Origin of the sequence: Allostreptomyces psammosilenae (assembly GCF_013407765.1) — a bacterium.
GTDB classification, from domain to species: Bacteria; Actinomycetota; Actinomycetes; order Streptomycetales; family Streptomycetaceae; genus Allostreptomyces; species Allostreptomyces psammosilenae.
In genome coordinates this window covers 5,157,343-5,175,892 of sequence record NZ_JACBZD010000001.1, presented here as the reverse complement: position 1 = coordinate 5,175,892, position 18,550 = coordinate 5,157,343, and the positions used below count along the sequence as shown (strand labels likewise).

At 72.8% G+C, this 18,550-nt stretch carries 18 protein-coding genes; 8 read left to right on the top strand and 10 right to left on the bottom strand.

Going from position 1 to position 18,550, the window contains the following annotated elements:
* Positions 1-41 precede the first annotated feature (41 nt).
* Together FHU37_RS21370 and FHU37_RS21365 are read right to left on the bottom strand one after the other, a co-directional pair.
* Entirely contained in the window at positions 42-953 is a 912-nt protein-coding gene (locus FHU37_RS21370; protein WP_312892704.1) for a hypothetical protein, read from the bottom strand.
* 113 nt (positions 954-1,066) lie between these two features.
* Positions 1,067-2,401, bottom strand: a complete 1,335-nt coding sequence (locus tag FHU37_RS21365; RefSeq protein ID WP_179815736.1) for a phospholipase D-like domain-containing protein — start codon at positions 2,399-2,401, stop codon at positions 1,067-1,069.
* 205 nt (positions 2,402-2,606) lie between these two features.
* Here FHU37_RS21365 and FHU37_RS21360 point away from each other — a divergent pair, with 205 nt between their 5' ends.
* Positions 2,607-2,843 (top strand): hypothetical protein, encoded by a 237-nt coding sequence (locus FHU37_RS21360; protein WP_179815735.1) that lies wholly within the window; start codon positions 2,607-2,609, stop codon positions 2,841-2,843.
* A gap of 112 nt (positions 2,844-2,955) precedes the next feature.
* Here the strand turns inward: FHU37_RS21360 and FHU37_RS21355 are convergent, their stop codons facing one another.
* On the bottom strand, positions 2,956-4,047 hold the full coding sequence (locus tag FHU37_RS21355; RefSeq protein WP_179815734.1) for an amidohydrolase family protein: 1,092 nt from the start codon (positions 4,045-4,047) through the stop codon (positions 2,956-2,958).
* Between the two features lie 185 nt (positions 4,048-4,232).
* On the opposite strand from FHU37_RS21355, the gene FHU37_RS21350 reads away from it, so the two are divergent.
* From FHU37_RS21350 to FHU37_RS21340, 3 genes are all read left to right on the top strand, one after another.
* Positions 4,233-4,850, top strand: a complete 618-nt coding sequence (locus tag FHU37_RS21350) for a TetR/AcrR family transcriptional regulator (protein WP_179815733.1) — start codon at positions 4,233-4,235, stop codon at positions 4,848-4,850.
* Positions 4,847-5,872 (top strand): SDR family oxidoreductase, encoded by a 1,026-nt coding sequence (locus tag FHU37_RS21345; RefSeq protein WP_179815732.1) that lies wholly within the window; start codon positions 4,847-4,849, stop codon positions 5,870-5,872. Before FHU37_RS21350 ends, FHU37_RS21345 begins: the two co-directional genes overlap by 4 nt.
* 782 nt (positions 5,873-6,654) lie before the next feature.
* Positions 6,655-9,204 carry a DUF8508 domain-containing protein gene (locus tag FHU37_RS21340; protein WP_376773992.1) on the top strand — a complete coding sequence of 850 codons (2,550 nt, stop codon included), beginning with the start codon at positions 6,655-6,657 and terminating at the stop codon, positions 9,202-9,204.
* Between the two features lie 130 nt (positions 9,205-9,334).
* On the opposite strand, the gene FHU37_RS21335 is transcribed toward FHU37_RS21340, so the two are convergent.
* The 3 genes from FHU37_RS21335 to FHU37_RS21325 form a co-directional block, all read right to left on the bottom strand.
* Positions 9,335-11,053 (bottom strand): hypothetical protein, encoded by a 1,719-nt coding sequence (locus FHU37_RS21335; RefSeq protein WP_179815730.1) that lies wholly within the window; start codon positions 11,051-11,053, stop codon positions 9,335-9,337.
* A 304-nt stretch (positions 11,054-11,357) separates the two neighbouring features.
* Entirely contained in the window at positions 11,358-12,536 is a 1,179-nt protein-coding gene (locus FHU37_RS21330; RefSeq protein ID WP_179815729.1) for a sugar-binding transcriptional regulator, read from the bottom strand.
* 160 nt (positions 12,537-12,696) lie between these two features.
* Positions 12,697-14,103: a cytochrome P450 family protein gene (locus FHU37_RS21325; protein WP_179815728.1), complete on the bottom strand. Its 1,407-nt coding sequence runs from the start codon at positions 14,101-14,103 to the stop codon at positions 12,697-12,699.
* 339 nt (positions 14,104-14,442) lie between these two features.
* Here FHU37_RS21325 and FHU37_RS21320 point away from each other — a divergent pair, with 339 nt between their 5' ends.
* Complete coding sequence (locus tag FHU37_RS21320) at positions 14,443-15,264, top strand: enoyl-CoA hydratase family protein (protein ID WP_179815727.1); 822 nt, start codon at positions 14,443-14,445, stop codon at positions 15,262-15,264.
* Between the two features lie 53 nt (positions 15,265-15,317).
* On the opposite strand, the gene FHU37_RS21315 is transcribed toward FHU37_RS21320, so the two are convergent.
* From FHU37_RS21315 to FHU37_RS21305, 3 genes are read right to left on the bottom strand one after another with little or no spacing between them, the layout of a single operon-like run.
* Complete coding sequence (locus tag FHU37_RS21315) at positions 15,318-15,512, bottom strand: DUF397 domain-containing protein (protein WP_179815726.1); 195 nt, start codon at positions 15,510-15,512, stop codon at positions 15,318-15,320.
* The gene (locus tag FHU37_RS21310) at positions 15,512-15,739 is read right to left on the bottom strand and encodes a DUF397 domain-containing protein (RefSeq protein ID WP_312892703.1); all 228 of its coding nucleotides are present in this window, start codon (positions 15,737-15,739) and stop codon (positions 15,512-15,514) included. Before FHU37_RS21310 ends, FHU37_RS21315 begins: the two co-directional genes overlap by 1 nt.
* Positions 15,726-16,565 (bottom strand): helix-turn-helix domain-containing protein, encoded by an 840-nt coding sequence (locus FHU37_RS21305; protein WP_312892790.1) that lies wholly within the window; start codon positions 16,563-16,565, stop codon positions 15,726-15,728. Before FHU37_RS21305 ends, FHU37_RS21310 begins: the two co-directional genes overlap by 14 nt.
* A gap of 275 nt (positions 16,566-16,840) precedes the next feature.
* On the opposite strand from FHU37_RS21305, the gene FHU37_RS21300 reads away from it, so the two are divergent.
* From FHU37_RS21300 to FHU37_RS21290, 3 genes are read left to right on the top strand one after another with little or no spacing between them, the layout of a single operon-like run.
* The gene (locus tag FHU37_RS21300; protein WP_179815724.1) at positions 16,841-17,089 is read left to right on the top strand and encodes a hypothetical protein; all 249 of its coding nucleotides are present in this window, start codon (positions 16,841-16,843) and stop codon (positions 17,087-17,089) included.
* Positions 17,089-17,358, top strand: a complete 270-nt coding sequence (locus FHU37_RS21295) for a hypothetical protein (RefSeq protein WP_179815723.1) — start codon at positions 17,089-17,091, stop codon at positions 17,356-17,358. The genes FHU37_RS21300 and FHU37_RS21295 overlap by 1 nt, the downstream gene beginning before the upstream one ends.
* Positions 17,355-17,858: a hypothetical protein gene (locus FHU37_RS21290; RefSeq protein ID WP_179815722.1), complete on the top strand. Its 504-nt coding sequence runs from the start codon at positions 17,355-17,357 to the stop codon at positions 17,856-17,858. Before FHU37_RS21295 ends, FHU37_RS21290 begins: the two co-directional genes overlap by 4 nt.
* A gap of 86 nt (positions 17,859-17,944) precedes the next feature.
* Here the strand turns inward: FHU37_RS21290 and FHU37_RS21285 are convergent, their stop codons facing one another.
* Positions 17,945-18,457 carry a hypothetical protein gene (locus FHU37_RS21285; protein ID WP_179815721.1) on the bottom strand — a complete coding sequence of 171 codons (513 nt, stop codon included), beginning with the start codon at positions 18,455-18,457 and terminating at the stop codon, positions 17,945-17,947.
* Positions 18,458-18,550: the final 93 nt, after the last annotated feature.

Here is an 18,550-nt window from a genome sequence, read left to right as displayed (position 1 = left end):
CGCGCCCCGGGCCCCTGCCGACCCGGCCGCGCCCGGCGGCCTCACCGGCCGGTGACGGCGCCCGCGGCGTCCCCCTCCTCGTGCCCCGGCTCCTGGTTCCCCGGCTCCTCGTCCCGCAGCCCCTCGTCCCCCGTCTGGGCTCCGGCCGGGAGTGCCGCGTCCCGTGGGGGGACGGTGGCCTCATCCGGCGTGGCTCCGGCGGGGGCGGCCACCGGCGCCAGCGCCTCCCGGGTCACGTCCGCGACCAGCTCGACGACGTCCGGGCCGTAGGAGGCGGTGTCCACGACCCGCAGCAGCAGGCAGAGGTCCGCGTCCCCGCGTCCCCGGCCGCGGCGGACCGACCGGGCGAGCTCCCGGTGGTGGCGGGCCAGGTACTGGGCGCCGGCCTGGTTGGTGACGGCGGTCTGCCCGCAGACCAGGAACACCGGGTGGCCCGGCGCGCCCGTGCCGTCGTCCGGGGAGGCCAGCCGGGCCAGCACCACGTACGCCGCGTCGGGCCCGCGCCGGTAGGTGCGCTCCCCGATCCGGAAGACGCCCGGCGCGGTGGGACGGTCGGGCTCCTCCTCCACCCGCAGCCCGGGCAGCCGCCACCGCAGGTGGGCGGCGGAACGGGCGTTGGCGACCGGCCCACCCACGCAGAACTCGGTCTTGTCGCCGAGACCGCGGCGGACCGCGTCGTGCGCCTGGAGCACGACGCGGCCACCGCACTCCCGGGCCAGCACGGCCAGGGCGGTCAGCGCCAGCACGTCGTCCCGGTGGACGCTGTTCTCACGGCCGGACATGTGCCGCGGCACCACCAGCAGTGCCTCGGTGTCCGGCCGCAGGCCGAAGAAGTCCTGCATCCGGCGGCGGGCGCGGCGGGCGACGGCCTGCCGCGCCGCCCAGCCGAAGCCGGCGCTGAGCGCGCTGGCCAGCAGGCCGAGGGCGATCTGGAGCAGGTTGTCGGTCAGCATGCGGCCTCCGTAGGAATGTGCATGCCATGGGACGGTCCGTCGGCCCGGCCCGGTTCCCGCCCGTGCGGCCCCCAGGGGAGCACCGGCCCGTCAGCTGCCGGCGCAGCAGTCCATCAACTGCCGGCGCAGTACTCCATCAGGGTCTGGTGGTTGCTCCGGAAGGCGGTGTGCAGGGCGGGGTCGTCGATCTTCAGCAGCGTCTCGTCGTGGGCCCGGAGGGCGGGATAGGTGTAGTTGTGGCTCCCGGTGAAGACCAGCCGCTGGTTGGTCAGCCCGTAGTAGCCACCGGTGACGGTGATGTACTTCGAGTGCAGCCCGATGCCCCGGGGCCCCTCGTTGCACTGGACCCGCTGGGTGAGCCGGCCGTACAGGATCTCCTCGACGCGCGCGCTCATCGCGGTGCCGTCGCCGCTGTCGTCGTGGGCGAGCAGCACCCGGCAGCCTGCCCCGACCAGCCGGACCAGTTCCTCGGCGACCTGGGTTCGGGTGAAGAGGTTGGCCGCCATCCGCACCTCGGTGCCGCCGGGGCAGTCCACGTTCTCCAGGATGGAGACGATGGTGTCGGTGTCCGGGTCGCCGTTGTAGGCGGTGCCGCTGGTTTCCCGGCGGGGGAAGAAGTACGCCTTGTAGGAGCCGTCGGTGGCGCTGGTCGGGGTGCGGTAGTAGTGCGTCAGGCCGGTGGGGCTGGTGCCGTGGGCGAGCAGGTCGTCGAAGTAGTCCCGGTAGATGTCGTACAGGCCCGGGTCGACGATGGTGACGGCGTTGTTGAACAGGTCGGTGCGCTGGGTGCTGGTCATGTTGGCGGAGGTCTGCACGACCACGTCCGCGGTGCCGCCGGTCTCGGAGAACAGGAAGAACTTGTTGTGGTTGATCGCGGTGGAGGCGCCCACCGTGCGGTGCCCGACGCAGCCGCGGTCGTCCGGACAGGCCAGGATCCAGGAGCGGGCGGAGAGGTTCTCGCCCAGCCCGGCGGCCAGCGTGTGGTACTCGCCGCCCTGGTCGGGGGCGCCGTCGCCGTCGGCGTCCGCCGAGAGGTCCACGGTCGACTCGTCCACGATGACGTGGACGTTCACGCCACGGGCGGAGGCGGCGACCAGGGCGTCGGCCACCGTGTCGTCGGTGAAGCTGAACATCGACACGTCGATCCGGGCCCCGGCCGGTGTGCCGTTCACCAGGTTCGCCACGTGGTCCCGGATCGCGTTCTGCTGCGCCGTGGTGCCGTCGGGGTGGTTGAAGACGGCCGAGTTGGCCACCGCCTGGGCCTGGATATCGGCGGCCTGCGGCTGGCTCCGGGCGGCCGTGGCCGCCGTGGCCGCCGGCGGGGCGAGCAGCGCCGCGACGGGCAGCAGGGCGGCGACCCAGAACGCCGCCGCGCGGCGCGGGCGCCGGGCGTGCCGGCCCCCGGCGGGACGCGTGCCGGTGCGTCGTGCGGTCTTCTCTTCCCGCATGGAGCTCCTCCCGGGGGTCTGACGGACCATCGGCAAGTCTCCGGGCGGCCGACGACACGGTCAACACCGTGCCCGGCGTCCGGCCTGGCGGTGCGTCCGGCGCACGGTGTCCGTGGCCGCCGTCTGTGGCCGGTTACCACGGTGTCTTCGCCTGGCGGCGCGGCTAGCCTGGGGATCCCGCCGACCCCCGACCGGGAGGTCCACCATGGCCAGCACCGACCCGCTCCAGCCGGTCGCCACCTTCTGCGGAAAGTGCAGCTGCGGCTGCCCCCAGCTGTTCGTCGACCACTCCGCCCCCGAGGACCAGCGGGTGGTCATCACCGACGACTTCGGCTCGGCGATCCGGATGAGCCTCGACCAGTTCGGCTCCCTGGTCGCCGAGGCCAAGGCCGGCAACCTCGACGAGCTCCCCGCCGCGACGGCCGCTCCCGCGGGAGCCTGACCGGCGGCCGGGCCGGCGGTGGCCGCCGCCCGCCGGCCCGCCGGCCCGCCGAACTCCGCGGGCGTCACCATCCCGCCGGCCCGGCGTCGCCCGCCCCGGCGTCACCCGGCCGCTACCGCCGCACGCCGCGCAGCACGATCTGGCGGGGGGCCGCCAGCTCCGTGACGTCCTCGCGGGGGTCCCCGGCGTAGACCACGAAGTCGGCCGGGGCGCCCTCGACCAGCCCGGGCCGCCCCAGCCACTCCCGGGCCGCCCAGGTCGTCGCCGAGATCGCCTCCAGCGGGCTGAGCCCCGCCCGCACCAGCTCCGCGACCTCCCGCGCCACCAGGCCGTGCGGCAGCTGGCCGCCGGCGTCCGTGCCCACGTAGATCGGCACACCGGCCTCGTGCGCCGCCCCGACCGTCGCGTAGCGGCGCTCCCACAGGGCCCGCATGTGCCGCGCGTAGGCCGGGAACTTCGCCTCGCCCTGCGCCGCGAACTTCGGGAAGTTGTCGATGTTCACCAGCGTCGGCACGATCGCCACCTGACGCTCGGCGAACAGGGCGACGGTGTCCTCGGTGAGCCCGGTCGCGTGCTCGATGCAGTCGATCCCGGCCTCCACCAGCGGGCGCAGCGACTCCTCGGCGAAGCAGTGCGCGGTGACCCGGGCGCCCTCCCGGTGCGCCGCGGCGATGGCCTCGCGCACCGTCTCCGGCGGCCAGCACAGGCTGAGGTCGCCGACCTCGCGGTCTATCCAGTCGCCGACCAGTTTGACCCAGCCGTCGCCGCGGCGCGCCTCCCGCACCACGTAGTCGGTGAGCTCCTCCGGCTCGATCTCGTGCGCGAAGCCGCGCAGGTAGCGCCTGGTGCGGGCGATGTGCCGGCCGGCCCGGACGATGCGCGGCAGGTCCTCGCGGTCGTCGATCCAGCGGGTGTCCACCGGGGAGCCGGCGTCGCGCAGCAGCAGGACTCCGGCCTCGCGCTCGGTCAGCGCGTGCCCCTCCGTGGTGGCCTGGTCGACGCCGCCGCGCGCCTCCAGGCCGACGTGGCAGTGCGCGTCGACCAGCCCCGGGAGCACCCAGCCGGAGACGTGCTCCACTGCGCCGGCCGGGACGGTGGTGGGGCGCTCGAAGCTGACCCGGCCACCGATCACCCACATCTCGTCGCGGACCTCGTCCGGGCCGACGAGGATCCGGCCCGTGACCCGCAGCACACCCTTGTCCATGCGCGGAACCCTAACCGGCCGCAGAGGAGTGGACGGCATCCGGGCCGCCGCGGGCACTCCGCTTGGCATTGGGCATCCGACATCAGGGGTCGTCATGTCGCGCTGTCCCCAGGCCCCTTGGGTACCAGCTCGCCGCTGAGGGTGCTATACATGACTGAGTGATCAGTCGTTTATAGGAGCTGTCGATGCCACGGACATTGAGCGACCAGCGCCGCGCGGCGGTGCTGGAGGCTGCGACACGGGCGATCGCGCGCGACGGGCTGGCGGCGCCGACCGCGTCGATCGCGGCCGAGGCAGGACTCTCGGTCGGCTCGTTGTTCAACTACTTTCCGACGAAGACGGCGCTGCTCAACGGGCTGTACCTCCACCTGAAGCGGGACCTCGCCGCCGCGGTGGTCGAGCCACCCATTGCTGACGGCCCCTTGCGGGAACGTGCCTGGGAGGGCTGGCGGCGGTGGACCCGATGGGGGGCAGCCGACCCCGACAAGCAGCGCGCGCTGCTGCTGATCGAGGCCTCCCATGAGCTGACCGGCCAGACCCGTCGTGACGGTACCGCCGCGATGCAGGGCGTGGACTCGCTCTTCGCGGAAGCACAGGCCGGTGGGCCCTTCGCCGACCAGCCCTTCGACTTCCTCGTGGCCACGGTGGGCGCCCTGGCGGCCACCACCATGGAGGCCATGTCGCGCGAGCCCGAGGAGTTCGACAGCCGCTGCCGCGCGGGCTTCACCGCGGTGTGGGGAGCGATCGGGATGGGCGGCCAGTCCTCCGACACCGGCACGGACGAGAAGAGGACCCGGTCATGACGAACTCCCGAGTGCTCGTCACGGGCGGCAGTGGCTTCCTCGCCGCGCACTGCATCCTGCGCCTGCTGGAGGACGGCTTCCAGGTGCGCACCACCGTGCGCTCCGAGCGCGGCGCCGACCGCGCCCGTTCGATGGTCGCCGCGGGCGGCGGCACGGCCGCAACCGACGTCGAGGCGGTGCAGGCGGATCTCACCGCGGACGATGGATGGGACGCCGCTGTCGCCGGCTGCGATTACGTACTGCATGTCGCCTCGCCCTTCCCCGCCACACCGCCCGCTGACGAGAGCGACCTGATCGTGCCGGCACGCGATGGCGCGTTGCGCGTGCTGCGCGCTGCACGGCGCGGCGGCGTCAAGCGGGTCGTGTTGACCTCGTCGGTGGCAGCGATCGACTACGGGCACGCGCCGACGACCACGCCCTACGACGAGACGATCTGGACCGACCTCACCGGCCGCGGCGTGACCGCGTACGCCAAGTCCAAGACGCTCGCCGAGCGCGCCGCGTGGGACTTCGCGGGGCGTGAGGGCCTCGAACTGGCGGTCGTGAATCCGACCGGCATACTCGGGCCGGTACTCAGTAGCGACTACGGCACCTCCGTGGGGTCGATCGCGCTCCTGCTCGACGGAGGCATCCCCGTGCTGCCGCGGGCCACGGTCGGGATCGTCGACGCCCGCGACGTCGCCGATCTCCACGTGCGCGCGATGACGCACCCCACCGCCGCAGGCGAACGCTTCGTCGCAACTGCCGGGCTGATGACCCTCTCCGAGATGGCGCGGACGCTGCGGGACGGGCTCGGGGATGCCGCGCGCAAGGTCCCCACCAGGACCATCCCCGACTGGATCGTGCGAATCGCCGCCGCGTTCGACGACAACGTCCGCCTGAGCCTGTCGATGCTCGGCACCCCACGCGACGCAACGAGCGCCAAGGCGCAGCGCATGCTCGGATGGGCGCCGCGCCCGCCAAAGCAGGCCGTACTCGCGACCGCACAGAGCATCCTCGCCTTCAAAGCAGGCGCATCCTGACCGCACCGCCACCGCCATCCCCACCAGCGATCCGGACGGATGGCACGGCCCTGCCCCGGCCAACGCCAGGTGAACGGCGCCGGAGGAGTCCGCCGCACCGATTTCCCCGAGCACGCCGGCACAGCGGACCATGGCCCATCGAGGAGCTGATCGTCTGCCAACTTGAGTTCTGACCTACCGTCGGCACGCGGCCGCACCCACGGTGATGGTGCAGAAGACGATCACCGTGGAAATCCGGGTGGATCCTGAGTGACGGGTCGTGACTCCGGTGCAGGCTTGCCGAGCACTGGTTGGCGGGTCAGCCGGTCAGTGCGATTGTGCAGATGAGCGATGCCTGACGCGGTGACCGCGAGGGTGCGGCCGGCGCGGCGGTAGTCCCTCAGGATCCTGTAGCGCGCCCGGCCCCTTGCCCTCCAGAGCGGCCAGCCGACCGGCCGTGGGATGCGCAAGGGGGCCTGCTCACCCTGTGGATATCTCCGAACCCCCCTTGTTCACCAGGGGTAGCGCACGGGCCGCAGTGAACACAAGAGGAAAACGCCACCCTGTGGACAACCACGAACCCCCTTCACCACCAGGAGGCGCGGTGCTGGTCGCGGCTCCCCGTGATGAAACGCCCACCAACCGGTGAACATCCCCCAAACACGACACACACCCCGCCCCCCATCAAACCACCACAGACCGGCGCACCGTGGCAGCGCTGACGCCCCACCGGTTTACTCCCGCGCCTTTCCCCCGTACCGCGCCGTTCACGCCGTGCCGGGAACATGACCACGCTCGAAGCAGTGTCCCCTTCCCTCCTCACCGCCCCTGGAGGCATCCCGGTGTTCCGGCGCCGACGGCCCCTCAGTTACGCCGTCCTGCTCACCCTCCCCGCGACCGGACTGGCCGCCGCCGGCCCGGCCGCCACCACGGCCAACGCCGCCCCCTCGCCCGACGTGGTCATCTCCGAGGTCTACGGCGGCGGAGGCAACTCCGGCGCGACCCTCACCCGCGACTTCATCGAACTGGGCAACCGGGGCAGCACGGCCACCGACCTGACCGGCTGGAGCGTGCAGTACCTCCCCGGCTCCCCCAGCGCCTCCAGCCGGTGGCAGGTCACCCCGCTGGACGGCAGCGTGCAGCCGGGCGCCCGGCACCTGGTCGCGGAGGCCCGCGGCGCCGGCGGCACCACGGAGCTGCCCACCCCGGACGACGACGGCGCCATCACCATGGCCGCCGCCTCCGGCACCGTGGCGCTGGTGACCGGCACCACCCCGCTCACCTGCCTCACCCTCGCCGACTGCGCCGCCGACCCGGCCGTCCACGACCTGGTCGGCTACGGCACCGCGACGGTGCGCGAGGGCAACGCGGCGCCCCGGCTGGACAACACCACCTCCGCCGCGCGCGCCGCCACCCTCACCGACACCGACGACAACGCCGCCGACTTCACCGCCGGCGCGCCGACTCCGGTGAACTCGGCGGGCCAGGGCACCGGCGAGGAACCCGAGGAGCCCGAGGAGCCGGTCCCCGGCGAGCTGCGCATATCCGACGTGCAGGGCTCCGGCAGGCTGTCGCTCTACGCGGGTAGCGTGGTCGAGCGAATACCGGGCGTGGTCACCGGCGTCCGCACCGCCTCGCCCGCCGGCTTCTGGATCCAGGACCCGGCCCCCGACGCGGACCCCGCGACCAGCGAGGGCGTCTTCGTCTACACCGGCTCCACCACCCCGACCGTCGCCGTCGGCGACTCCGTGCTGGTCACCGGCACGGTCTCGGAGTACTACCCGGGCGGCCGGGGCTCCGGCACCCAGTCGATGACCGAGCTCACCAGCCCCCGCTGGACGGTGCTCTCCTCCGGCAACCCGCTGCCCGCGCCGGTCACCCTGGACGCCGCCAGCGTCCCCGACGCCTACGCCCCCGCGCCGGCGGAGGCCGGCTCCACCGTCAACCTGGAGACGCTCCCGCTGGAGCCGTCCACCTACGCCCTCGACCTCTACGAGTCCCTGGAGGGCTCGCTGGTCCAGCTGGTGGACGCCCCGGTGGTCGGCCCGACCAGCGAGTACGGCGAGGTGTGGGTCACCGTCGAGCCGGAGACCAACCCCACGGCGCGCGGCGGCACCCTCTACGCCTCCTACGACGACCCCAACCCCGGACGGATGCGCGTGGAGTCGGTGGACGGCGGCCGCAGCACCCCGGTGCTGAACGTCGGCGACGCCCTGACCGGCGTGACCGCCGGCCCGCTGGACTACGACAACTACGGCGGCTACTTCGTCGCCGCCACCACCCTCGGCGCCCCCACCGACGGCGGCCTGGTCCGCGAGACCACCCGGGAGCAGGAGCTCACCGAGCTGGCGGTGGCCTCCTACAACGTGGAGAACCTCGGCGGCGACGAGGCGCAGGAGGCGTTCGACCGGCACGCCGCGGCGATCGTGGACAACCTCGCCGCGCCGGACATCCTGGCCCTGGAGGAGATCCAGGACGACGACGGCGCCACGAACTCCGGCACGACCGGCGCCGACCTCACCCTGGAGCGCCTGGTCACCGCCATCGAAGCGGCCGGCGGACCGTCCTACGAGTGGCGGCAGATCAGCCCGGAGAACAACGCGGACGGTGGCGAGCCCGGCGGCAACATCCGGGTGGCCTTCCTGTTCAACCCGGAGCGGGTGTCCTTCACCGACCGCCCCGGCGGCGACGCCACCACCGCCGTCGCCGTGCAGGGCACCGGGGGCGACACCCGGCTGTCCGTCTCGCCCGGGCGGATCGCCCCCACCGAGGACGCCTGGTCGAACAGCCGCAAGCCGCTGGTCGGCGAGTTCACCTTCCGCGGCCGGACGGTCTTCGTGATCGCGGTCCACTTCAACTCCAAGGGCGGGGACCAGCCGCTGTACGCCCACACCCAGCCGCCGCTGCGCTCCTCCGAGGAGCAGCGGGTGGCGCAGGCCGAGCTGGTGGCGGACTTCGTCGCCCAGCTGCGCCAGGCGGACCCGCTGGCCAACGTGGTCGCCGCCGGCGACTTCAACGACTACCCGTTCTCGCCCGCCGTGCGGACGATCACCGCGGACGGCGGCATGGAGAACCTGATGGACACGCTGCCGGAGCAGGAGCGGTACAGCTACGTCTACCAGGGCAACTCGCAGACCCTGGACCAGGTCCTGGTCAGCCCCGGGGTGGTGAGCGCCGAGTACGACGTGGTGCACATCAACGCCGAGTTCGCCGACCAGGCGAGCGACCACGACCCCCAGGTGGCCCGCATCCGCCCCTCCACCGGTGACGCCCGCTGGGACCGGATCCTCACCCACGTCGAGCAGGTGATGGACCGGGTCGCCCGCAAGCTCCGGGAGCGCCACGGCGGCTGACGCGCACGCCACCACCGGTCGACCCGGATCGCCTCCGGTCGACCACCCGGACCCACCGAGGGCCGGTCCGCGGGACTCCCCCGCGGACCGGCCCTCGGCGCGTCGCCCGTGCCCCGGCCGACCGTGGCGTTCAGCCGAGGGACTGCGCCCCCTGCTGGTAGCCGCGGGTGCGCAGCCGGTACGCCTCCTTGCGGGCCGCGCGGGCGGAGAGCGGGTCGGGGTGGCAGCGGGCCACCGTCTCCAGCACCTCGACGGCCAGCGGGTGGCCGCTGCGCACGGCGTCGTCGATCAGCTCGTTGACCGCCGGCACCTGGCGTATGCCGGACATGGCGTGGGTGAGCAGGTCCTCGGAGCCGATCTGGATCACCGCCGCGAACTCGTCCAGCCGGAGCAGGCCGAGCTGCTGCTCGGTCAGCACCCCGCCGGCGGGGGCCGTGCAGCTGTTCCACAGGGCGAGGTAGGCGCCGAGCAGCCCGGTGCGGGGCAGTCCGGCCCGCACCACCGGGTCCGCCGGGGCGCCGATGTCCCGCAGCAGGCCGAAGGCGAAGCCCCGTTCCACGGCCTCCCGGGCGGACAGCCGGGTCATCGCGTGGATGATCTCCTCGGCGGCGCGACGGGCCCCGCGCCGCCGCAGCCAGCGCCCGAGCTCCTCGCGGGCGGCGTGCTCGGTGTAGTGCACCGCCTGGCGCAGCAGGGTGTGCGCGGGGGCGTCGGCGAGGTCCCCGAGGCGCGGGGCCGGGATGCCCATGGAGAGCAGGGTGCTGCGGACGGCCCAGCGCCCCAGCGGCGTGAGGGCGAGGGCGACGTCCGTCGGGGAGCGCACGCTGGTGCGGGTGGTGACGGCGCCGACGTCGTGCAGCCCGGTGACGGCCGGGATCATCACCTCGGCCTGGGCCCGCAGCGCGGAGTCGGCGTACCCGGGCGTGCCGGAGCCGCCGTGCGGGCCGGACCCGGCGGCGCCGGGGTGGCGTTCCTCGCGGCGGGAGTCGCGGCGGAACTCGCGCCGTTCCTCGCCGCGCCCGGGCGGGGAGAGCAGGTAGCGCAGCACGTCGACCAGCGGCACGTGCCGCGGGGTGTCGCTGTCGGAGTCGGCGGAGCGGTAGAGCATGTGCAGCACCGCCTGCAGCAGGCCGCTGCCCACGGCCGGGGCCCCGCCGCCCGGGCGCCGCCCGGCCGGTCCGGCGCCGATGCCGACCGTGGTGACCCCGCGGGGGCCGTGGTGGTCGGGCAGGTCGTGGTCGCCGTGGGGGGCGGGATCCCCCTCGGGGTCGCAGGAGCCGCGGTCGTGGCGGTCGAACGGCTCCGCCGGGGCGTCGAGGTCGTCGAGGTCGTGGACGGACTCGGCGAGCAGCGGGTGGGGGGCCGTCACGGCTTTGCGGTAGAGCGCCAGCCAGGAGCTGAGGCGAGCGGTGGGCGGGCAGCTGGAGCCGGTGCGGGAGACCGGCACGGAGGCCGGCTGCCAGGGCCAGCAGGCGAAGGAGGGGCCGGCCACCACCCCGCCGCGCCGCCTGGCCAGCACGCCGAGTTCGAAGGCGTCCTGCCAGGCGCGGTGCACGCCCGAGCGGGTGAGCGCCAAGTCCTCGGCCGCCCGGGCCACGACGGACTCCGGCAGCCGCTCCCCCCGCGGCACCGGGCGCTCGCGCAGCGCCCAGTGGGCGACGGCCACGGCGTCCCGCACGGCCGGCGCGGCGGCGGCGTCACGGGCAAGGTCCTCCTCCGCCGGGAGCCACACGGCCCCTGACGGATGGTCGCCCAGCAGGTGGCCGAGCGCGTGACGCAGGGTGCCGGGCGGATCGTCGGGGCGGACCGGGGCCGCGGAGGACCGGCCGTCCGTGGTGGACTTCACCATGTCACGGGAGCGTAGCCCAGGTCTCGGCGGCTGTACTCCGCCCAACGAGGGACCACTCCCACGGGTGGCCCCGCCGCAGGATGTCGGCTGACCATCCGATCGGGCGGCACGGCCGCGCGCCCCCGCGCCGCGGCACGGCTGTATGTCCTGGTGACGGGGGTGTCGCGGGCGCGCCACGGGGGCCCGGCGGCGCCCGGTGGCGCGACCGGCGGCCGTGCCGTGTCGGCGGGTTGACGGGGTGTCGCCTGCGGAATGGCTCGATGTCTGCCGGTGCTGGCTTGATCGAGTGGTATGGCCGGCCCGCTCAGTCGGCGGACGCGGCGGCCCGCAGCGCGACGTCCGCGGCGGCGGCGTCGGTGACCAGCCCGCTGATCACCCCGGACCGCAGGGCCGCCGTGATGGCCTGGCCCTTGGCCGCGCCGCCGGCCACCGCGATCACCTCCGGCACGGCGCGCAGCCGCTCCAGCGAGACGCTGAGCGTGCGTTCGGGCAGGTGGGAGACGACCGGCCGGCCGGTGGCGTCCAGCACGTGCCCGCACACCTCGCCGACCACCCCCCGTTCGGCCAGCTGCGCCTGCTCCCGCGGGGCGAGGCTGTCGTGGACGCTGGAGTTGCCCCGGCTCCAGGCGCCGATCGACACCACCGCCTTGGTCACCGAGGGGAAGTGGGAGAACGCCTCGGCGATGCCGGGCTGGGCGCGCAGCGCGGCCGTGGTGGCCGCGTCGGAGAGGATCAGCGGGGCGTAGATGGCGACGGCGAGGCCGCCGGTGAGGCGGGCGGCGTGCCGGACGGCCTCCACCGGGCCGTCGGCCAGGGTGACTCCGGCGGTGGTGCCGGTCAGCTGCACCACGGTGCAGCGCGGCAGCCTGGTCAGCGCGGCGAAGACCGCGTTGACCGTCTGCCCGCTGGCCAGGCCGAGCACGTCGTCGGCCTCCACCACCTCGGTGAGCAGCGCGGCGCCGGCGGTGCCGATGGCGCGGCGGACCGGGCCGCCGGACCCGTCGGCGGCGTCGGCGGTGCCGGCGGCCTCGTGCGGACCGGCGGGGGCGGACTCGCGCGGGTCCACGACGACGGCGTGCCGCAGCCCGTAGGCGCGGCGCAGGGCCTCGGAGCGCTCCGCGTCGATGCGCGCGGGCAGCCGGATCTCGATCCGCACGATGCCGCTGTCCACCGCCGCCTCCAGGATGCGGGCCACCTTGAAGCGGCTGAGGCCGTACTCCTTGGCGATCTCCACCTTGGAGACGCCGTCGAGGTAGAAGCGGCGGGCGATGGCGGCGGTGCGCAGCAGTTCCGCGGGCCCGGGATCGGCGGCCGACGGGGCTGGAGCGGCGGGCGGGGCTGGAGTGACCGGCAGGGCTGGGGTGGCCGGCGGAATCGGGGCGGCCGGCGGGGTCGGGGCGGGCGCCTGAGCCGCCGGCGGTGGCTCGGTTCCGGGAATCCGTTCCTCTCCCGCCGTGTGCCGCTCCGTCGACGGACGCCCCATCTGCCACCTCTCCCCGTTCCCAGGCTCCTCCCTCCCGTCGGCGGCGGGGGTGGCCTGTGCCGCAGGCCACGCCAGGCGGGAGGGCGTTCACCGGATGCTACGCGCCGTGGGCTCCCCAGACCATGGCCCGCTCACCCGAGCGCGCGGACGCTCCGACGGGTCACCGGCCGCGCCGCAGCCCTCGCAGGAAGCGCCAGAGGGAGGCGAAGCCGCCGCCCGGCTCGGTCGCCGCCTCGACCGCGCCGGGGGAGGTGGCGTGCGGCTCCGGATCCGGGTCGTCGGCCGCCGGGCGCGTCTCGGCCAGCTCGAAGCGCACCGGAAGCGAGCGCAGGCCGCGCATGAACGGGGAGGACCGCCACGGCAGTTCGTCCGCCGACATCGTCGGCTCCAGGGTCGCGCACCGCTCGAACAGCCGGCGCACCGCCGTCTCGACGATGGCGGTCGCCATCACCCGCCCGACGCAGTGGTGCGGCCCCGCGCCCCAGGCGAGGTGGGCGCGAGAGCTCGTCAGCGCGCCGGAGTCGAGTCCGCCGGTGAAGAGGGGGTCGGCGTGCGCGGCGGCCATGGAGATCATCACCGGGTCGCCGGCGGCTATGGTGTGCCCGCCCAGGCGGACGTCCGTGACGGGGAAGCGGAAGCTGGTGTTGGACATCGGCGGGATCGCCAGCGCCACCCGGTTGACCGTCTCCCCGATCATGTGCTGGGAGACGCTGGCCCGCGCCTCGGCGTTGCCGCCGACCACCTCGGCGATGGTGTTGACGATCAGGCCACTGGTATGGTCCGCGATCACCACGCCGAGCAGCTTCAGTTCGCGGGCCAGCTCGTCCACGGTGAGGTCGGGGGCGGCGGCCATCATGGCGGAGGGGAAGTCCTCGCCCGGGCTGATCCGCTTGAGGGTCACCAGTTCGGTGAACGAGGCCATGACGCGGTCCAGCGCCTCCGCCGCGTCGGAACCCGCGTCCAGCACCTCCCACAGGTCCATGATGACGCCGTCCCCCTGGCTGGTCGGGAACCCCAGCGCCCGGTTGACCAGCATGAGCGCGAGCGGGCGGGCGTACTGGGCGGTGATGTCCACCGTCCCGCGGCCGCCGCTGCCCTCGGCGAACAGGTCGATGAGCTGGTCCGCGTACCGTCGGACGTGGGCGACGAGCTGGCGGGCCTGGCGCTGGCCGGGCTGCTGGACGGGGCGCAGGGCGGCCTCCCAGGCGTCCCGCAGCGTCTGGTGGCGCAGGCCGTCCGCCATCACCGTGTGGTTGATCTCCATGGCGGGCAGCAGCGGCCAGTCCGGTGGGATCCTGCCTTCGGTGCGGCCGCGCCAGTGGAACAGTTCCTTCCGCCACAGCGCGTCGTCACGGAAGACCTCCAGGGCCTCGTGGTAGCCGAGCACCAGCCAGATCGGCACACCCAGCACGTCGACCGGGGCCACCGGTCCGTGTTGGGCGCGCAGGCGCGCGTAGACATCGTGGGGACGGGCGTCGTACTCGGCGGTCATCAGCGGTTCCACGGCGAGGGCGTCAAGTGAGGTGCCGACGGAGACCGCTCCACGGCCATGTGGATCGGGGTTCATGGCGTCCTTCTGATCTGGGGTGGGTGCGTCGGGGCCGGAGCGGCACGGCCCACCGCGAGGAGGGATTGGGGGGAGCGACGTCGGATGCGCCTCGTCTCCCCCTGCGACCGGCGCGGACAACGTAGCGCCCGGCATCGGTGCCGCCAAGGGTGTGGGACATATCCGGAAAGACGGGGGTTGGTCGGGCGAGGGGGGCGAGGAGGTGGGCGAGGCGGGTGGGACCGCGCGGGTGGGGCGGGCGGCCATTCGCCCGGTCACCGGTTCCCCGGCGCGGGCGCTCGCCGATAGTGTGCAAACGGCTACCGGCGGACTCGAACTTGTCGTGGACAGGAGTGGCGCATGGGCAGGAACGGCGGCGCGGAGGACGACGCGGGAGCCTTGGGTGGCGTGGAGCCGAACTGCCCGCCGGTGCACACGCAGGTGGGGCCGGGGGGGATCGCCACCATCACGCTGAACTCTCCTGCCAACCGGAACGCCCTGTCCGCTGCGCTGGTCACGTCGCTGCACGAGCAGCTGACGGAGGCGGCGCGCAACGAGGCGCTGCGGGCGGTGGTGCTCACGCACACGGGGCACGTGTTCTGTTCCGGGGCGGATCTGGCGGAGGCGGTGGACGGGGGGATGGAGGAGGGGACGCGGAGGTTGCTGGCGCTGCTGCGGCAGATTGCGGAGGTGCCGAGGCCGGTGATCGCACGGGTGGACGGGGCCGTGCGGGCTGGGGGGTTGGGGATCGTTGCGGCGTGTGATCTGGCTTTTGCCACGCCGGGGTCGTCGTTCGCGCTGACGGAGGCGAGGATCGGGTTGGCTCCGGCGGTGGTGTCGCTGACTCTGTTGCCGAGGCTGGAGCCACGGGCGGCGTCGAGGTTCTTCCTGACCGGGGAGACGTTCGATGGCGTGGAGGCGGAGAAGATCGGGTTGCTGACCGGGTGCGCGGAGGATCTGGACGCCGAGATGGAGCCAGTGTTGTCGGGGTTGAAGGCGAGCTCGGCGCAGGGGCTCAGGGAGACGAAGCGGTTGCTGAACGCGGGGCTGCTGGCGAGTTTGAGGGATGGGGCGGAGGAGATGACGCGGTTGTCGAGCCGGTTGTTCGCCTCCGATGAGGCGCGGGCCAACATGGCGGGGTTCCTGAAGCGGCCGAGGCCGGGGAGACGGCGGGGACGCTGACAGGCGCTCGGCCGGGAGGAGTCCCAGCCGAGCGCCTGCCTAGAGGAGTGGGCTCAGGAGATACGGCCGGACTTGACGGACTCTACGAACGCCGCCCAAGCATGACGGGAGAAGGTCAGCGTGGGGCCGTCGGGGTTCTTGGAGTCGCGGACAGGGACAGCGACCGGAAGCGCCTTCGGTGCCCACTCGACACAGTTATTGTTCGGGCCGCTGTAGCTGGACGCGATCCACACGAAGTCTGGGCTCATCACGCGCTGCCCCTGGAGATGTGACCGGCCTTCACCGCGCCGACGAAGGCCCTCCAGGCTTCGGAGGAGAACGTCAGCGCTGGGCCGTCGGGGTTCTTGGAGTCGCGAACAGGGATGACATTCGGGACGACACCTGGTGCCCACTCGACACACTCCCCCTGAGAGCCACCGCTATAGCTGGATCTGCGCCAGCTAGCGCCGATCGAAGAAGCGTTAGTGATGCTCACTGGAACCCTCCGCTATGCGTGTCAGATACTCGCGTGATGCCTCCGCCGACAGGGCCAGAGACAGCAACAGCGCGTGCGCCTGAGCGTACCGCGAGACCTCCGCCGGGTCCTCCACGTACAGCGACCCAGTCGCATACTCCATGTAGACGACGTCGAACTCTGGCCCTTCGGCAAACCTGAGCAGTGAGAAGCCGCCAGTGAGGCCAGGATGCGCGGGAGTGCGGGCTGGGAGAACACGAACATCGACGTTTGGCCGCGCCGCAGCATGCACCAGCGCGCGAGCCTGGGCCTCCATGCCGCCGTCCGGAATGACGGCCTGCAGCGCCGCCGCTCCTATGATCGCCGTGATTCGCGGGGCGTTGGGTTGGGACAGAACCGACTGCCGAGCCATTCGCAGTTCGACTTGCGGCGCAACGCTGTCCGCCGGAGCCATGTCAACACTACTGATGATCGTCCGCGCATAGTCAGCAGTCTGGAACAGCCCAGGGATCAGGTTGGGCTGAAAGATCAGGACATCAGTAGCGGTGGTCTCCAGCGCAATGTATTCACGATAAGCAGCATTCGTCGCGTGGTCCCACATCCGCCACCATCCGCGAATGTCTCTCTGCCGCGCGAGGGTCATAAGTGCTTCGAACCGCGGGTCTTGCTCAGGCAGGCCATACAACTTCAACAGCGATGCCACCAATTCAGGAGACCCGCTGAGGCCGCCTTCAACACGCCCGACGGTAGCTGCGTGAACACCCAACTCTGCCGCTACATCCTGCTGCTGAAGTCTTGCACGGTGACGAAGTGAGCGGAGTTCTACGCCGAGACGTCGACCGCGCACGGTCGGCACGAGCGGCTGTCCCTTACCTGCCACGCCTCACCCTCCTGACACTGCTTGAGACCGCAGTCTCTCAGACCGGCATGGTTCCTCAGACACACATCCGTGCCGTCACACCACGCGGTGACGGATGTTCAGTGAACATCCTAGGGATGTAGACATGATGTCCCGAGTCCTGCATCCTGGTGATGTCGGTCACCTTTCGCTCACATGCCGTGACCGACGGTCCTGCCGGTGCGCCCTCGTGCGGCCGGTGACTGCGAGTCAGGAGTGTGCCGATGCGAATCGGTGAACGCGTGGTCGACGTGGACCACGCACGGGAAGGCTTCTACGCAGGCACGGACGAGCACGGCCACGCGCTCGTCCGCCCTCCAGACGGCGGCTCCCCCTGGGCAACCCGCCCCGCGGCCCTCAAGCCAGCACTCATCGAGATCAACGACGCCCAACGCACCGCCGACGAGGCCCGTGCCCGCCTCCTGGCCCGCGTCATCGAGGCGAACCGGCGCTCACGTGGGGAGATCCTTTGATGATCTATCCCCACATCCCGGGCCCCATCCGGATCCCGACCCCCGCCGCCCACACCCGCTCAACCATGCTGGCCACCCTGGAGAACACCAGCCACTGGCCCCTGGGCAACTGCTGGCTCGCCTGCGGCCGAACCAACATCCCCGTCGCCTTCCTCTCCCCCATCATCCTCCCGGGCAACACCGCCACCGGCCTCTACGGCTGCGCCGACTGCCTCCGCGCCTGGGGAGAACGCGCCCTCGAACACATCCTCAACGGAGGAAGCGCATGACCCCCCACCCTTCCCCCCGCCCCGCCCTCTACCTCTCCCTCCTCGCGACCGACCACCGGGGCAGCGTCCTCGCCGTCCAGCCCTACGACTCCCACCGGTTCCGCCTCCCCGGCGGCCCCGTCCTCACCCCGGGCCCCCTGTGGAACCTCGCCTCTCAACTCCTCCACACCGAGACCGGTCTCGACTTCACCGCCTCCCGCCCCCTGGTCTACGACACCCACGCGGCCAACCCCGTCCGGAACCTCCCACCCACCGACGTCGTGCTGGTGGACGCCGGGGAATGGCACCCCTCCACCCCCCTGCACCTCCCGCCCTACCTCGTCACCTCCATGTGGGTCGCCGCCGAGTACGTGTGCGACGTCCTCTCCATGGAGGAGGCGCGGCGCGTCCGCGCGGCGGAAGGCATCCGGCACATGCCCGCCCACATCGCGCTGCTCTACGACGGCGGGCCACACCCCCTGGTCACCCGCGACGCCCCACCACCGGAGCACGCCCCCTGAACCACCCAGCCGCTACGCGTCCGCCGATACGGGGACAGCCGGCATGGCCGGCCGGGCACCGCCCGGCCGGCCATGCAGCTAGGGCCTCAGAGAATTATCTGGTCCTGGTAGGTGAATTCGATCCGCTGGGCGCCGCCGCTGCCATGGACGATCTTCGTGATGCGCGGGTACGTCAGCTCGTACCCCCTGACGATGTTTCCCATATAGTCGAATACGTAGATGGTGACATAGCGCTTCAGCGGCTCCCGCGGGTCGTTCATACTCGCCACCCAGTCGTCGACGATGGAGTGGGCGCCGGGGAACCTTGATATGGACGCTTGCTGGTTGAGGACGGAGATCTCCACCAAGTTCTCGGCGAAGGCACCCTCCACAGCGAACCCGAACCCCGCCGAACTCGGGATGACGAGGCTGCTGCCGCTGTCAACCGCGGCGGCCGGGGCGGGCGGCGGTGTGCTCGTCGCGGCGGATGCGGTCGAACCGACGGCGACGAGACCGACGGACAGCACTCCCGCGGCGATCAGGGTGGATACGCGCCGAGCACGGCTGAGCTGATGTGTCATCAGAACCTCACGGGTCGACTTGTCGTTGTCGCGCCCCACGCTACGAATGTCGCGGCCCGGAGTCGTCCCCCGGCGGTGGACACTCCTGCGTAGCTCCCACGGGGGACAAGCCCCCATGGGCCTCCGTACCTC

Excerpts from the sequence above, each read along its gene's own strand:
- FHU37_RS21370 (WP_312892704.1), bottom strand. The coding sequence starts at position 953 with ATGCTGACCGACAACCTGCTCCAGATCGCCCTCGGCCTGCTGGCCAGC.
- FHU37_RS21365 (WP_179815736.1), bottom strand. The coding sequence starts at position 2,401 with ATGCGGGAAGAGAAGACCGCACGACGCACCGGCACGCGTCCCGCCGGG.
- FHU37_RS21360 (WP_179815735.1), top strand. The coding sequence starts at position 2,607 with ATGGCCAGCACCGACCCGCTCCAGCCGGTCGCCACCTTCTGCGGAAAG.
- FHU37_RS21355 (WP_179815734.1), bottom strand. The coding sequence starts at position 4,047 with ATGGACAAGGGTGTGCTGCGGGTCACGGGCCGGATCCTCGTCGGCCCG.
- FHU37_RS21350 (WP_179815733.1), top strand. The coding sequence starts at position 4,233 with ATGCCACGGACATTGAGCGACCAGCGCCGCGCGGCGGTGCTGGAGGCT.
- FHU37_RS21345 (WP_179815732.1), top strand. The coding sequence starts at position 4,847 with ATGACGAACTCCCGAGTGCTCGTCACGGGCGGCAGTGGCTTCCTCGCC.
- FHU37_RS21335 (WP_179815730.1), bottom strand. The coding sequence starts at position 11,053 with ATGGTGAAGTCCACCACGGACGGCCGGTCCTCCGCGGCCCCGGTCCGC.
- FHU37_RS21330 (WP_179815729.1), bottom strand. The coding sequence starts at position 12,536 with ATGGGGCGTCCGTCGACGGAGCGGCACACGGCGGGAGAGGAACGGATT.
- FHU37_RS21325 (WP_179815728.1), bottom strand. The coding sequence starts at position 14,103 with ATGAACCCCGATCCACATGGCCGTGGAGCGGTCTCCGTCGGCACCTCA.
- FHU37_RS21320 (WP_179815727.1), top strand. The coding sequence starts at position 14,443 with ATGGGCAGGAACGGCGGCGCGGAGGACGACGCGGGAGCCTTGGGTGGC.
- FHU37_RS21315 (WP_179815726.1), bottom strand. The coding sequence starts at position 15,512 with ATGAGCCCAGACTTCGTGTGGATCGCGTCCAGCTACAGCGGCCCGAAC.
- FHU37_RS21300 (WP_179815724.1), top strand. The coding sequence starts at position 16,841 with ATGCGAATCGGTGAACGCGTGGTCGACGTGGACCACGCACGGGAAGGC.
- FHU37_RS21295 (WP_179815723.1), top strand. The coding sequence starts at position 17,089 with ATGATCTATCCCCACATCCCGGGCCCCATCCGGATCCCGACCCCCGCC.
- FHU37_RS21290 (WP_179815722.1), top strand. The coding sequence starts at position 17,355 with ATGACCCCCCACCCTTCCCCCCGCCCCGCCCTCTACCTCTCCCTCCTC.